We start from the raw sequence: 14,586 nt of genomic DNA, 5'->3' as shown, positions 1-14,586 counted from the left end.
GCCGCAATCTGGCCGGGTTCAAGAACTGGATGGATGTGCGGGGAACAGTCGTCCGGATCATAGGCGCTTCATCCGATCCAAGTGCAAGGCACGCTTCATTCAAATCGTTGCGCATCCCAGCCGCCATTGCATTCAACGTGTCGAACGGCCATCCCATTGAGCGCGGCTTCAAAGGCCATTCTCATCAGCGACACCAGCGCACCTCACGCAATGAAAATGCATCCAATCTCCTGTTTCTGCGCCTCGGCACTTGCGCTCGCTCCATCCATCCGGCACCCGTTGAGCGCGGCCGAGGTTTTTCAGGTCACCCACGAAACGCGTTCGGAGCTTCCTTCCGGAAAGGAGGCTGATGGCATGGTTGGCGACTGGATCATTCGGAATGACCTTGTCACCGCAGTCATCGGTCAGACGTCCCAATGGCGCGATGCCAATCAGATGGTCGAGGGAGTGCAGGGCGCCGTGATCGACTTCACGACTCGTGCGGACAACAACGATCAGCTCGTAGTCCTCTACCCCCAGGGCTACCGCCCGACGGGAGTTTCGGCAAACCGGGCAGGCATCATGAGGAGCGGCGGGGCCACCGCTGAACTCATCGTGGTCCGCGACCCCACCGACAAGGAGCCCTACCGCTCATCGACAACCTACAGCCTGAGCGACGGAAACTCCTGGCTGCACATTCGCACCACTCATGAGAACACCTCCGGTCACACCGTGAGCCTGGCGGTTCATGACTGGCTGCGTCTCGACAATGACATCGCCTGCCAGCAGGCGCAGGGCGACCAGGACGTGATTGGCATGGCCAGTCCGTGGTTCCACGCTGCCTACGGACTTTCCGGCTCGGATGGGCGCGCCCAACGCGCCAAACAGGATCTCGATCACAAGAATCTCCGCTCCATCGGTACTCTCGTCCACTATCCATCGGTCAATCCCCGGCAGCAACCTACCCTCGCTCTCGAGCCTGGCGGGAAGATTGAAATCGAGAGGAACCTTTTTGTTGCGCGCGATCTAGCCGGCGTCCAGTTCGCCGCAGCCAGCGCTCATGGCCGGAAAGCCGATCCGGTGCTGGTCACCGTGAAGGAAGCCGACGGCGCTCCGATTCAGGACGCGATGGCGGCGGTCTATCAGGAGGGGAAACTCGCCTCGACCTCGCTGAGCGATCGCAATGGGAGGCTGGCGTTTCCCCTCGCCGACGGAGAATACAAGCTGATTGTCGAGCAGGCGGGCCGGGCGGATTTCCAGCAGCCTCTGATAATTGAGCATGGCGTGCCAAGGGGCGAAGCCACGCTCCGCCTTCCGCCACAATCCCTTGTCTCCCTCGACATCTCGGAAGCGGGCACCGGTGAACGCATGCCGGTCAAGATTGAGTTCCGCGGCCGCAACGGAACGCCGAATCCAAACCTGGGCCCGCCCAAGCGTGCGAATGGCGCCGGCTCGCTCTTCTTCAGCGCACGGGGTGACGACACGTTTCCCGCACCCGCGGGAGAATATGATGTGCATGTCTCACGGGGCCCCGAGTATGAAGCCGTGGTGAGGCCGGTTTCCATCCCTGTCGGAGGAACGGTCCGGCTGTCCGTCCAGCTCCACCGCGAATATTCCACGCCTCATTGGATCATAGCCGATCTCCACAACCATTCCACGGGCAGCGGGGATTCAGCGGTCGAGTTTTCCGGGCGCGTGCTCAATCTTGCAGGCTCCGGCATCGAGTTTGCACCGGCCACTGAGCACAATCGCATCTCCACCTATTCCCCCACCATCGAGGCGCTCGGCATTCGGCAATACATCGCCTCCGCGGCATCGATGGAGCTGAGCGGCCGTCCCGGTCCCGGAAGCATCAACCACCAGATCGCCTTCCCCCTTGAAATCCATGAAGACCAGCAGGGCTTCGGGGCGCCACGCACTGACGCCAATCCATTCGTGCAGATGACGCGCCTGTTTGAACTCGACCACCGTTCGCCGAAGCTGATGCAGCAGAACCACCCTGACATCGGATGGCTCTATTTCGATCGCGACCGGGACGGCGCTCTCGACGGCGGATTCGGAACCCGGCCTATCACCGATGTCATGGAGATCCGTGAAACGATCCATTCCCTGCTCGCCGACACGGCTCCGGGGGCGAAGGGGCGCAGGAGCCGCGCCTTCCACTGGCTGCAAATGCTCAACCAGGGCGATCGCATCTTCGGGACGGCGAACACCGACGCGCACACGGTGGGCCATGCGAGCGGATCGATCTTCAACTTCATCCATGTCCAGAACGATGACATTGCCCGTCTCGATCCCTGGGATGTTGCCCGCGCCGCGAAGCAGGGACACATCGTCATGAGCAACGGACCATTCCTGGATGTGTCAATCGACGGCGCCATCCCTGGCGATTCCATCACCATGCCAGGCGGAAGGATTCTGCTGAAGGTCAGGGTGCTGCAGGCAAGCTGGGCGCACATCGACCGCGTTCAGATCCTTGTCAATGGGCGGCAAGTCCCCGACGGCAATCTCACGCGTCAACGAAACACCAAGGATTTTCTCGACGGAGTGATCCAATTCGATCGCGCGATTCCCCTCACGCTTTCACAGGATGCCCACATCATTGTCATAGCCACAGGCGAGACTGCGACCGTGGGAAGGGTCCTTGGCGGGCAATTCGCAAAGCTGCATCCCATCGCAGTCAGCAATCCCATCTTCGTCGATGTCGATGGAAACGGGTTCTCCCCGAGCAGGGATCTTCTCGACGCCCCGCTGCCCGACGGGAAACCCCGGCCGGGCGGACGAAAAACCGAGGATGACTGAGACGCACGCGCAACCCGTTGACCAGATCCCGCGGATCATGTTCAGTTCATGTCGTTGAACAAAATCGGCAAGCCCATCGTCACGCAAAAAATGCTCGCGGATGCCGTCGGCGTGCACCTCTCCACCGTTTCCCTCGCACTGCGCAACGATCCCAGAATTCCCCAGGGAACGCGCCGAAGGGTACAGTCCGCCGCAAGGAAGCTTGGCTACACGCCCAATCCACTCGTCTCCCTGCTGCTGTCCCGCGTGCGAAGACGGAACGCCGCCTACCGGGGAACGCTGGGCTATCTTCACACGGTCCCTGAGTCCACGCCCCGGCTCGCCGGACGGGTTCACCGAAACTACATCGAGGGCGCGCGCCGGCGGGCCTCCGAGCTGGGATACAACCTCGATGAGTTCTTCCTGGATCCCTCGCTGCCCAACCGCCGGCTCCTGGAGATGCTCCACACGCGCAACATCATGGGCCTCGTCGTTGAGCACATGCCCAGTGCGCTGTGTCCGAACCGCTGTCTGCCGTTCGACATCTCCCCGTTCGCATCCGCCTCGCTCGGCGTGCCGCTGGCGAGTCCCCAGATTCACTACGTCGCCAACGACCAGTACATGCGCGCAGTTGTCGCTGCGCGCGAGGTGCTCGCCCTCGGCTATCGCCGTCTCGGTCTGGTCATGGACGAACACTTCGACAGCGCCATGGCGCACCGCTGTTCGGCCGGATTCTGGGCCGTCCAGGAATACGCGAAGGGGACCGCCTCAATTCCGATCTGCCGCATCCACCGGGACAAGCCCGACGCGCTGCTGCGCTGGCTGCGAAAGCACCGCCCGGATGTGGTTTTCGGCACCCACCAGACGATCCATTCGCTGCTCCAGCTTTACAGGAAAACCTCCTCAGCCGACATCGGATGGGTGCATCTCGACTGGATGCCCGAGCACAGGAACACGAGCGGAGTCCACGGGAACAGTGATCACATCGGCGCCGCCGCGGTCGAACTGGTGGTGTCGCAGCTCCACCGCGGTGAATCCGGCCCCCCTGCGCGTGCAATGAACTATTTTGTCTCCGGCACCTGGCACCCGGGCAGGACCGTGCACCGCGTCGGTCCGCCACTGGACCTGGACGCAGCTTTTTTTTCGGACTTGCTGCGCGTAACTTCCTGAAGGCGCCAGCCGCGCAGTTGGAATTCAACGGTGTTCGTCACAATGAAACCCGGCATGTCGCCGGATCATGCCCTTATTCAAGTCGTGGCATGAGATCTACCGACTTTCGCCGTCCACCGTCCGGGAAAGCACGACTTTGGCAAACGAGTTTCCCGGCATTTTCCAATAGGCACGGCCATCCCGTACCGAAACCTCAATGGGATGAACATGAAGCAGTTCCCCGGAGTTGTCGCCGGCCTCAAATCCCTCGGCAGACACTCTTGCATCGGGACCCAGCGCCACCGGCAGGTCAACGGTCACCTCCGCCGCACTCAGTGTCTGGTTCTTGTTGACCAGAAACAGCGTCAGGATCCGGCCATCGGCCGAGCTAAGCGCCAGATGAGTCAGCCATTCATGATCCGCAGGTGCGGCCACGGAGGAGCCGAGCCGGCTCTGTCCACCGATGTCGGCAAACTCGCGAAACATGCCGTGCACCTTGTTCGGAATGTAGTCGCGTCCTGAATTCAAGAGGCAGCGATACTGCCAGCGGAAATTCCCAGGCATGCTCAGCGGCCAGAAGCAGGCGACCTTCATGCCCGATTGAATGAACTGGATGAACTGCTCCGAGACCATCAACGCCGCCTCCGATTGCGTCGGTTGTGGATTCTGCCCGTTGGCTGAGATGTTCCATTCGAGCGAAATCACATCGATATTCGGAAAGCCTTCTTCGGCAAAAATCTGTCGGTAGAGATCGCGCTGGTCCCGATAGGGCCGGCCGCGCTGGTGCAGCATGTGCGGTTCCTTTGTCCACGCATCGAAACTCGTGTCATTGTGGCGCCAGTAGAAGTGCAGGTCGACAAAGTCGATGTTTGCGCCGGCACGCCGCACCACGCGACGGACCGAATCGTAGCCCGTGGCGTTGGCCCCGGAATGCAGGTTGGCGATGAGCCTGGCCTTGGGGTCTGTGGCGCGAATGGCCTTTGCATAGAGGTTGAACTCATCAGCGTATACCTCGGGTGTGGAATGGAAATTCGCGTCAGGCCTATAGTGCTCATTGTCCAGATAGTACAAGGCCCCGGACACACCCCGGTCCCTGCAGTGCCGCACCAGTTCCTCCGCCTCCGCCAGAGCTTCGGCATGCCGGTCCGGAAAGCGGAGTCCCGAACTGAGGTTCACCCCGATCAGTGGTGAGATTCCACGCGACCGCACGAGATCGAGGTATTCATCCAGCGACATCGTGGCTGAGGGTGGAGAATTCCTTTTCGGATCATACTCAGGACTCCAACTGTCGACCCAGCCTTGTCCGGTCGGATTCTTCCAATGAAAGAACGTGTCCACCGTCCCACCCGGGTACCGCAGAATGCGCGTGTTCAGCTCCGCAAGCAGGTCGGGCACCTTCCCTCTCCCCGCCTGCCAGCCTTCGTCGCGTTCGTAGCAGTAAACGATATTGAATCCCATCAGCAGCGGGCTCACCGCTTCACCCGATGCGCGTTCATCCAAGTGAATCCGATAGTCCGCCGCGGTCGCGGCCAGCGAACTGAAGCACGGCATGGCCGCGCTGATGCCTGCCATCACGCACAAAAGCCATACTGGTCGCAAATTCGGCCTGATGTCGCGGAGACGACGGAACCTCAAGGCCATCGCCCGTCTTGCTCCATTTCGTATCAGTCCCGTCCTGCCTTGGCGTGCGGATGGGCCGGTAACGATCAGCACGAGGAGGCTTGTTTTCACCTGATCAGTCGGGGCAACCACTGGGAAGTGGATATTCAAGGAAGACAGGGCGAAGCAAGCGTTTCATGAGAGCGCGCCGGAAGCGAGCATCGGGGCGATTTATCCCCAGTCCATGGCAACACCATGGGTTTCTGGTGAGCGGGTATCCGAAGCCCTGAAAGGACGCAATTCCCCCAGCTCATGGCAACGCGATCAGTTCGGGGTGAGCCGAAATGCGAAGCTCCGAAGGGGTGCAATATCTCCAGCCCATGGCAACGCCACGGTTTCGGGGTGAGTCGGAATGCGAAGCCCCGAAGGGGCGCAATATCACCAGCCCATGGCAACGCCATGGGTTCACGAGTGAACCGAAAACAGAGAGCCCTGAAGGGGCGGCACATTTCTCTCGAACTTCCTCCACAGCCCAAGGCACCGTGCAGCGCTCGCATTAATCGATTTTCGGCACTCATAAAAAAATGGAGGGGCGCGCTCTGTCGTGCCCAGGCGACGCCGATCACAAGACGCCGCCGGCCCAATTCCCCATCGGTATCGCACAATGTGACCTCAAGTTGCACTGACATGCCTCAGCCCCAACCGGGCGATACATCCCCTGCCGATGGCGAAGCGATGGGTTCGAGGTGAGCGACTGAGTCGGAATCGGGAGCCCCAAAGGGGCGCCATATTCCCAGCCCATGGCAACGCCATGGGTTCACGGGTGAACCGAAAACAGAGAGCCCTGAAGGGGCGGCACATTTCTCTCGAGTTTGCTTCGTCACGCAGCCCGCTCACGCCGGTACTGTTCGACCACTGACGGTTCCCGATGGAGTCGTGGGCGTATTCATGGCAGCGACCTGGCAGCGGCGCGGCCTGGCTCGCCACATTGGTGCCAAGGTATTCGATGCCCGCGGTCAATTCCCTGCGTCCGTTGTAGGCAAATTGGCGGTACGTGGCGTCACCATGGTCCGCATATGCCGGGCCCTCCTGCAGCATTCATGGTCATCTCGAACCCCACAAACGTTAGGGTCTATCCATTGAGAATGACTCTTTCATGCCGTTAAGATTATCGATGGTGTTTGGTCTTCAAAAAGTGCGAAAGGTGAAGTTTGACCCCTTTGGCTTGGGAGGATCATACCCCCCCTGTGCTAACCCATCACCATGGACAATCTGTCACCTATCACTCCGGATCATACCGAAATTTCGAAAGGCAATCGACGCGATCACAGCCCGACTCTCACCGAATTCCGTCCCAAGGCAATCACGCGAATGCAGTTTGCGGCCTGCGCCCCTCCCCCTCCGTTGGACGGGCATGCTTTGTCATGCCGAGGGGACACGCCTGGCAAGCCAGCACTGCTCCGCAACCTGGTTTTTCGGCGTCCCTTCTCACGGATGCTCCCCGATTGGGACTCGACTCCCCTGCACAGACAAATAAATTGGATACCGTTATCCAGTTATATGTCATGACTACTCCTCAACCCATGCGCGGAGCTGCCGTGCCTGTCCCCGCGCGCCGGACGGCCTCGCTCTTTCATCGCGCCCTGTCGCTCGGGCGCATTCTTGCCCTCGGCACGCTCCTCACTGCGCCGGCTTTCGCGGAAATGGTGCTGCTATCGGAAGCCCGCAGCGTTTTTGTGAGCTACTACGGCGGTGGAATTGAAACGCATTCATCGGATGGAACTTTCGGTCTGTTTGATGCAAGTGCGTTTGGCACTCCCTTTGGCGGGGGTTCAGTGGCTGCCATGCAGCGATCGAACATCACATCCACTGAAGTCACGATAGCGCACTCGATAGTGGACAACTATGGTCCGGGCGGTGTCGCCAATTCGAATTTTGAATTCAAATTCAGCCTGCCGGAGCCCACCCGAATCACAATTCTTGGCTACTCAGCCTATTTCTCAGGGCCTGCATCACTGGTGTCGGAATCTCTTGGTGCGATCCCTCTCGTCTGGGGCCCCCCGGGCAACCTCTACCGGAACTACTTGAATTTTGACGAGGTGCTCGACCCCGGAGTGTATACCTTCACGTCAAACGAATGGCTGCGGGGGGATGGGATCCGTACAACGCTCGATCTCCGCGCCCATGCCCTGTCAGTGCCGGACGGCGGTGGCACAGCAGGGATGCTCGCTGTCGGGATGCTATGGCTGGTGGTGACTTGCGCTTATTCGCGCAAGCGGCCGGATATTGCTCACGAGTCAAGCGGGGGTCATGGCGAGGACTGACCTTCTGCCCTGATCCCCCAGGAGGTCGACGCATGCCGAGTGTCGTCTTGGCAATCCTGTTTTCCCTCGCTGCTGTTGCTGCTGCGGCACTGATCCTCGGATCACATCGCTGGAACTCAGGCACACGGAAACTGCGCGCACGAATGGATGCGGCACGCGTGCCTGTCCAACCGCGCATCATTGACTTTCGTGAACTTGAAGGACTGCCCGCTCCGGCGCAGCGGTTCTTCCGCGCAGCGCTCACGGAGGGGCAGCCCATGATCACGGAGGTGCACCTTCGTCACCGCGGCACTTTCAACATGGGCGAAGCCCGTGACCAATGGAAACCCTTCAAGTCGGATCAGAAGGTTATCACGCAGCGGCCTGGCTTCGACTGGGATGCCCGGATCGCGATCATATCCGGTCTGTCGGTGCGCGTTCACGACGCATACCTGGCGGGCGAAGGACTTCTCAACGCCTCACTGCTCGGCCTCTTTTCACTGGCCAGGGCAAATGGAACCCGTGACATGGCGGAGGGCGAACTCATGCGTTTCTTCGCGGAGGCAACATGGTATCCGACCGCACTTCTTCCCAGCCAGGGTACGCGATGGGAACCCGTTGATGATCACTCGGCCCATGCCACGCTGACCGACGGAAACATTTCCGTGACCATGCTGTTCACATTCAACGAGTCGGATCTTGTCGAGACGGTTCGCGCAGAAGCGCGCGGACGAATGGTGAGCGGTCAGATCGCCCCCACACCTTGGCAAGGTCGATTCTGGAACTACGTCGAGCGGGATCGAATGCGTGTGCCGCTCGATGGTGAGGTGGCCTGGCTTCTGCCAGGCAGCGTAAAGCCATACTGGCGCGGGCGCATTGCCCGGATTGCTTATAAATTCGCGGAATGACCACTGCGGAATTGCATCGCCGACCGACGAACAACCGGTTGCAGTGGCCTATCGGGCCGCGCGCCAACGGCGCGTCCTAGTCCACCCTGTCCACCACAGCGCGGTCCGGCCAGTGCCTGGCCACGAAGCGCTGCGATTCCTCAAGCACCACGCGCACGAGCGGCGAAGCCTCTCCGCTCCACAGTGCGGCGATCTCAATCGGATCGAAACCGTTGAGCCGCAGCGCGCGCACATCGCTGTGTCTCACCACCTCAGTGTCGCCCAGGTTCACGCCGACTCCATAGCCGTTGGCCACATAGCGGGTGACAAGCCCCATTGAGCTGGCCTCGATGGAAAGCGGCCAGTCTACCTTTAATCGCTTCAGGCCGCGCCGGAAATTCCTGCTCAGTGGTTCGGAAGGAGGGAGTCCGATGAGCGGCTCCGCGATCGCGTCCCGCGCCCAGAGCTCCTCAGCCGATTTGATTTTCGACTTTCTGTGCACGAGCAGGACAAGCGGAAGCCGCAGCAAGGGCAGGCAGTGCAGTCGCGCCGGCGGCCGGCTCTCGAGCGGCACAATGGCGAGGTCGATCTCCCTGTCGATCAGCCAGCCCTCCATCTCCCTCTGAAAACCCGATCTCAACGTCAGTCGCAGGCGCGGCTCGTGGCGGCGCAGTTGTCCCATCACCGCTGGCAGGTAGTCGCGCAATACAAGCTCCGAAGCGCCTATGCGCAGGGAAGGCGCGGACTGCTTGCGAAGCCTGTCGGCCATTGGAATCAGATTCTCGAAGAACGGTTGGACGAACGCATAGAGTTCCTCACCCTCACGCGTAAGCTTGAACGGCTGGCGCTCGAACAGTTTTGCGCCGAGGTCCTCCTCGAGCATCAGGATCTGCCCGCTGACAGCCGGCTGCTGGATGCCGTAGGGCATGTTGCGCACCGCGCGGCTGATGCCACCATGCCTCGCCACGTAATAGAACAACTCCAGGTGGTGGACGTTCATGTCCGCACGACACTGCAATCCGGCCTGAACGAGGCAACGCCGTTTCAAATCACCGTACCGCCAGTTTCGTCGATGGCCTCCATCGGATTTATCGATTAACGCAGCCGCGGGACCTTCCGGTATCCTGCGCGCCATGGAAAACACCTTTGACCCCCGACCACGCACAACGCGCCTGCTGCTCGCCACCCTCACGCTCGCGCTCACCTTCGGCCTGAGCGCTTGCGTCGGGATATGGGGAAACCACCGCCACGAGGCCAGCAGCGTCGTTCAGTTCCTCTATCCCGGCAAGAACATGCCCTTCATCCAGCCACAGATTCCCACGCTTCGTCTTCCGCTGCGGGTCGGCGTGGCCTTCGTCCCGACCGGCACGGCCGGCATCCCGGCATTCGGTCGCTCCGGCCTGGGGTTTGACGAACTGCCGAAGCACGAGCTGCTGCACAAGGTCGCGTCCCAGTTCAAGTCCCTGCCCTTCGTTCAATCCATCGAGATCATTCCAGCAACCTACCTGAGACCCGGCGGCGGCTTTGAGAATCTGGACCAGTTGCGCGCCCTCATGGGCATCGATGTTGTCGCGCTGATCGCCTATGATCAGACTCAAAATTCGGACAATACAGTGGCCAGCCTGGCCTACTGGACCATCGTCGGCCCCTACATCGTCCCAGGGCAGCGCAACACAACTCATACGTTGATGGAAGCCGTGGTCTACGACATCCAGAGTCGCAGCCTCCTCTTCCGCGCACCGGGCACGAGTTCGATCAAAAACCACGCGACCCCAATCCGCAACGAATACGAGCTGCGCAAGTCGTCGCAGCAGAGTTTCGATGACGCGTCGGTGCAGATGACGGCGAATCTCGCGCAGGAGCTCGACCGCTTCAAGGTGCGCGCCCGCGAGGAACCGGAGTCGGTGCGCATCGAGCACAAGCCCGGCTACACCGGCGGCGGTGCGCTCGACGGCTCGTTCGTCGCCATCCTGGCTCTGCTGGCGGTCGGCGGACTCATCCGTTCACGCCGATGAAGTTGCTCCACCCTGTCCTGTGGTGTGTGGCACCCGCCTTCATCGGATGGCTTCTGCCTGCCGCCGGATCCACGCTTCTTTACGACCGCGGCGCGATTCTCGACGGGCAGTGGTGGCGGTTGTGGACAGGACACTGGATGCATTTCTCCCCTTCCCACCTGGGATGGAACGTGGCCGTGCTTGCCGGCGCCGGCGGCTGGCTGGAACGCCTGCGGCCGGGCAGCCTCCCGCGTTTCGTCCTGGTGGCCGCACCGCTGCTCAGCGCAGGCCTTCTTGCATTCGCCCCGGACATGCCGACCTATGGCGGCCTGTCTGGCCTCGGGGCAGGTGTAGTGGTATTGCTGATACTTGAGCAACTGCGCCGCAGCACAACCAGTCGCGCCTGGTGGTTCGGCGCACTGGCACTGGTTGGACTCAAATTCGGTCTGGATGCCTGGTCGCCGTCCCCCTTGTTCGCTTCCTTCGGCACCAACGCCGTGCGCGTCTCGAGCCTTGCCCACATCCTGGGCGCCCTGGCCGCGATGGCGCTCTTCCTTGCGCGCGCCGGGCGCGCTGCCAGAGACTGACGGCACATCGAATGAGGTGAGGCAATCATCTCAACGAATTCAATCGAAACCTCCTCCGCCGCTCCTCGGCACTGGTTCATTGCGCACACCACCACAAATCGGTTGTGACTTTCCCATTCAAGCGGCGTTCTATGACCAATCCCCACTCGAAGTTCACAGCATTCCTCCGCCAACGTCTCCCACGGCTTCTCCACCACCTGCAACCCCCATGCTCTCCATGCCTCTTTTCCGCGCACGCTTCCGGCTTTATCAAGCGACCACTACTCTTGCCTGCTGGATCGCTCTTCAAGGATCAAATCTCAACGCGCAAACGCCAACCACTTCGCCAGAAAGTGATGAGATTGTTAATCTCCAGCAATTTATTGTAACCGGCACCAACATAAGGCGCGCGGATATGGAGAAGATTGCTCCGGTGACGGTCATCGATCGAAGCGCGATGGAGGCGCGGAATGCGGTGCTCCCCGCGGATCTCTTGGTTTCGCTGCCCTCCGTGGTCAATCTGCCTGAAAATGAGACCCGCCTTGGCTCATCGGGCGCACGAGGTGACAACGCAAACATCAATCTCCGCAACCTTGGTTCAACCGCCACGCTCATCCTCATCGACGGGCGTCGCATGGCGGTCAATCCAATGACCGCAGGACTGACTCAGGCCGTCAATGTCAACCAACTTCCAACGCGAGGAATCGACCGCATCGAAATACTTCGCGACGGTGCGTCGGCGATCTATGGATCCGACGCGGTCGGTGGGGTCATCAACTATGTCATGCGCCGGGACTATCAGGGTACGGAGGCCTCGCTTCGCTACGGCTGGCCGGAACATGGCGGAGGGGAAAGCCTTCAGGGCATCCTGAGCTTTGGAAGTCATTTCGCCCGAGGTCGGGGCCGCTTTTTTGGCACCATTGAATCCCTGTATCGGGACGCAATTTTCCTGGACCAGCGCGACTTCAGCCGCAGTGCTGACAATTCCGCGCGAGCTCCAGCTCCATGGAACGTCAAAGGGGGGCCGTTTGACGGCCGTTCAGCAAGGGGCTACTGGCCAACCTTCCGCGTCGGAACGGCCACCTCGAACTCCTATTTTCGACTGGTCAACAATGCTCCCTCACTGACCAATGCGGCGCCCTCCAGAACCAATGACCCTTCCTTCTGGCTTGATCTCAATCAATTTGGAATGCTGGCCCCACGTGTGCGCCGGGGCAACGCATTCCTCTCCGCTGAGTTTGATCTCAAGCCCACGATGACCCTTTTTGGCGATGCGGCCTACTACAAGTCGCGGTCGACGATGCGACGGCAACCTCTGGCACTCAATGCCCCCACCTCCGATGCACTGAAGATCATGGCGGTGGACAATCCGTACAATCCGTACGGTTCACGCTTCTACAGCGCCACAGGCGCACCCAACGCGGATGGGACCTTACGACTGACCGGCGCGCCACGCGCGATAAGTTTCACTGCAATGACGCTGGCAGACCTTGCGGCGGAATCAGTCCAGACAAAGGCGGATGTGTACCGCCTCACTGGGGGCATCAAGGGAAGGTTCGGCGAAACATGGACCTGGTCCAGCGCGGTGTTTTACAATGAAGTCCAGGGAAAAGATGATGCGTTTCCTGATGTTCGCGAGAGCAAGCTCCAGGCCGCGCTCTCCCGAACCGACTCCACAGCCTACAATCCCTTCGGCTACACTTTCAAGGTGCAGAACGGTGCGGTTGTGGCTGACAAGCCCTATTCCAACGCCTCATCAACGGTCGATTCATTCGCCGAGGTGTTCGCGCGCAATGCCAGGAGCTCCATTGCGAGCATCGATGCAAGGGCCAGCGGCAGCCTGTTCTCATACTTCGGCGGCAGCATCATGTCCGCCGTCGGCACGGAGCATCGGCGCGAGAAACTGAGTGACCGCCGCCCCCCGTTCAGCGGAGAGAATCCAGCCACCTCTGGGTTGGACACCACAAACAACGATTTTCTGCTGCATCCGCCGCGACCCGATGTGTTCGGCGATCGGAATGTCACCAGCCTCTACGCAGAGTTCGTCGTTCCCGTCATCCCTTCATCCCATTCCATGCCGCTGCTCCGAACGCTGGAAATCTCTGGTTCAGCCCGCTACGAAAAGTACAGCGACTTCGGAGACACCACGAAACCAAAAATTGGCGCGAACTGGCGCCCCTTTTCATGGTTGATGATTCGGGGGTCCTACAATGAAGGATTCATGGCGCCGAGCCTTGCGGCACTTTTCACCAGCCCGAGATGGTCGATATCGGCCGGGGCTGGAGACATTGATACCTACCGCAACCCATTTCTCGCGGACGGCCCTTATGTCCAGCGCAACTACTTTGGAGGCAATCCAAACCTGAAGCCGCAGGAGTCGGAGGGATTCACCTGCGGGTTTGTGCTTGATATCCCGCGGATCAAGGGCCTCAGCCTTACGGTGGACTGGTGGGAGATCAGTCGAACGAATCTGCTGGGACAGCGTTCTGTCGCGCAAATACGTGAAAGCGACACTGCGCTTCTCCTCGCCTATACGAAAGCCCAGCGGGCATCCGGAACACCGATCAATCAAATTGACCTTGGGAGCGGAACAACAAACTACAAGGGCGACCCCGACGTTGTCCGCTACGCCGTGACTCCGGAGGATATTGCCGCATTCAATGCCTACAATGCCGCGAACCCTGGCAATCTGGCGGCGACCGCCGGGCGCATTTTCTCCTTGAATCGCCCATTCGTGAACATCTCGAGCAGCGAGCACAAAGGTGTTGATTTCGGAGTACGCTACTACCTCCCGCCTCTGCCAGCAGGTCGCTTCCTGATCAATTCGGAGTGGGCCGTGCTCGATCGTTCCGAGACCACCGTGGCTCCGGCAAACGTGAAACCGACCGTGTCGAACGAGCTCTACGCCGGTGGCGCCGCAAGGCTGCGGGGCATGACAAATGTTTCGTGGCAACGTGGTTCATGGACTGCCTCAGCAGGAGCCTACTACATTGGAAAGACCCATGATACTGGAGCCACGACCACCGCCGCGATTTATGAATCCCTGGGACGCCCGGGTTACATTGAGGCTTTTTTCAACGGCAGCCAGACGGTCTACCGTCGCGTGATCGATCCGTTCTGGACGTTCAATCTCACTGGTGCCTACGATTTCGGAAAATCATCCATGTGGTTTCTTCGCAATACCAAGCTTCGTGTCGGAGTCATCAATCTGACCGACAAGGCGCCGCCCCTTGCATCTGAGAGTTTTGGATATGATGCCACGGTAAGCCAGAATGTTGCGGCAGGCCGAACATGGACCGTTGAATTCACCCGCACATTCTAGTCACGT

The 14,586-nt window shown here is 60.3% G+C and carries 9 protein-coding genes; 7 read left to right on the top strand and 2 right to left on the bottom strand.

The genetic code is table 11. From position 1 onward, the window contains the following. The first annotated feature begins 216 nt into the window (after nucleotides 1-216). Nucleotides 217-2,781 carry a CehA/McbA family metallohydrolase gene (locus tag HS122_12515; protein MBE7539221.1) on the top strand — a complete coding sequence of 855 codons (2,565 nt, stop codon included), beginning with the start codon at nucleotides 217-219 and terminating at the stop codon, nucleotides 2,779-2,781. Between the two features lie 48 nt (nucleotides 2,782-2,829). Further along, a complete protein-coding gene (locus HS122_12510) occupies nucleotides 2,830-3,930 on the top strand; it encodes a LacI family DNA-binding transcriptional regulator (GenBank protein ID MBE7539220.1) in 1,101 nt (366 codons plus the stop codon). A gap of 96 nt (nucleotides 3,931-4,026) precedes the next feature. Here HS122_12510 and HS122_12505 read toward each other — a convergent pair whose 3' ends face one another. Continuing rightward, nucleotides 4,027-5,481 carry a hypothetical protein gene (locus HS122_12505; GenBank protein ID MBE7539219.1) on the bottom strand — a complete coding sequence of 485 codons (1,455 nt, stop codon included), beginning with the start codon at nucleotides 5,479-5,481 and terminating at the stop codon, nucleotides 4,027-4,029. Nucleotides 5,482-7,073: 1,592 nt separating this feature from the next. On the opposite strand from HS122_12505, the gene HS122_12500 reads away from it, so the two are divergent. Beyond that, nucleotides 7,074-7,832, top strand: coding sequence for a hypothetical protein (locus HS122_12500; protein MBE7539218.1), 759 nt, complete (start codon nucleotides 7,074-7,076; stop codon nucleotides 7,830-7,832). Between the two features lie 32 nt (nucleotides 7,833-7,864). Next, nucleotides 7,865-8,719, top strand: coding sequence for a hypothetical protein (locus HS122_12495; protein MBE7539217.1), 855 nt, complete (start codon nucleotides 7,865-7,867; stop codon nucleotides 8,717-8,719). 76 nt (nucleotides 8,720-8,795) lie between these two features. Here HS122_12495 and HS122_12490 read toward each other — a convergent pair whose 3' ends face one another. Then, nucleotides 8,796-9,698 (bottom strand): LysR family transcriptional regulator, encoded by a 903-nt coding sequence (locus tag HS122_12490; protein ID MBE7539216.1) that lies wholly within the window; start codon nucleotides 9,696-9,698, stop codon nucleotides 8,796-8,798. Between the two features lie 133 nt (nucleotides 9,699-9,831). Here HS122_12490 and rhlP point away from each other — a divergent pair, with 133 nt between their 5' ends. The 3 genes from rhlP (at nucleotide 9,832) to HS122_12475 (ending at nucleotide 14,580) form a co-directional block, all read left to right on the top strand. Beyond that, nucleotides 9,832-10,713, top strand: a complete 882-nt coding sequence (gene rhlP / locus HS122_12485) for a rhombotarget lipoprotein (protein MBE7539215.1) — start codon at nucleotides 9,832-9,834, stop codon at nucleotides 10,711-10,713. Beyond that, complete coding sequence (rrtA, locus tag HS122_12480; GenBank protein MBE7539214.1) at nucleotides 10,710-11,279, top strand: rhombosortase; 570 nt, start codon at nucleotides 10,710-10,712, stop codon at nucleotides 11,277-11,279. The genes rhlP and rrtA overlap by 4 nt, the downstream gene beginning before the upstream one ends. A 394-nt stretch (nucleotides 11,280-11,673) precedes the next feature. Then, entirely contained in the window at nucleotides 11,674-14,580 is a 2,907-nt protein-coding gene (locus HS122_12475) for a TonB-dependent receptor (protein MBE7539213.1), read from the top strand. Nucleotides 14,581-14,586 lie beyond the last annotated feature (6 nt).

The sequence above is a fragment of the Opitutaceae bacterium genome, assembly GCA_015075305.1.
GTDB lineage: Bacteria > Verrucomicrobiota > Verrucomicrobiia > Opitutales > Opitutaceae > UBA6669.
The sequence above is the reverse complement of the archived record's forward strand: the minus strand, read 5'-3'. Positions and strand labels throughout refer to the sequence as shown.

Excerpts from the sequence above, each read along its gene's own strand:
- HS122_12475 (MBE7539213.1), top strand. The coding sequence starts at position 11,674 with ATGGAGAAGATTGCTCCGGTGACGGTCATCGATCGAAGCGCGATGGAG.
- HS122_12515 (MBE7539221.1), top strand. The coding sequence starts at position 217 with ATGCATCCAATCTCCTGTTTCTGCGCCTCGGCACTTGCGCTCGCTCCA.
- rhlP (MBE7539215.1), top strand. The coding sequence starts at position 9,832 with ATGGAAAACACCTTTGACCCCCGACCACGCACAACGCGCCTGCTGCTC.
- HS122_12490 (MBE7539216.1), bottom strand. The coding sequence starts at position 9,698 with ATGAACGTCCACCACCTGGAGTTGTTCTATTACGTGGCGAGGCATGGT.
- HS122_12510 (MBE7539220.1), top strand. The coding sequence starts at position 2,830 with ATGTCGTTGAACAAAATCGGCAAGCCCATCGTCACGCAAAAAATGCTC.
- rrtA (MBE7539214.1), top strand. The coding sequence starts at position 10,710 with ATGAAGTTGCTCCACCCTGTCCTGTGGTGTGTGGCACCCGCCTTCATC.
- HS122_12495 (MBE7539217.1), top strand. The coding sequence starts at position 7,865 with ATGCCGAGTGTCGTCTTGGCAATCCTGTTTTCCCTCGCTGCTGTTGCT.
- HS122_12500 (MBE7539218.1), top strand. The coding sequence starts at position 7,074 with ATGACTACTCCTCAACCCATGCGCGGAGCTGCCGTGCCTGTCCCCGCG.
- HS122_12505 (MBE7539219.1), bottom strand. The coding sequence starts at position 5,481 with ATGGCAGGCATCAGCGCGGCCATGCCGTGCTTCAGTTCGCTGGCCGCG.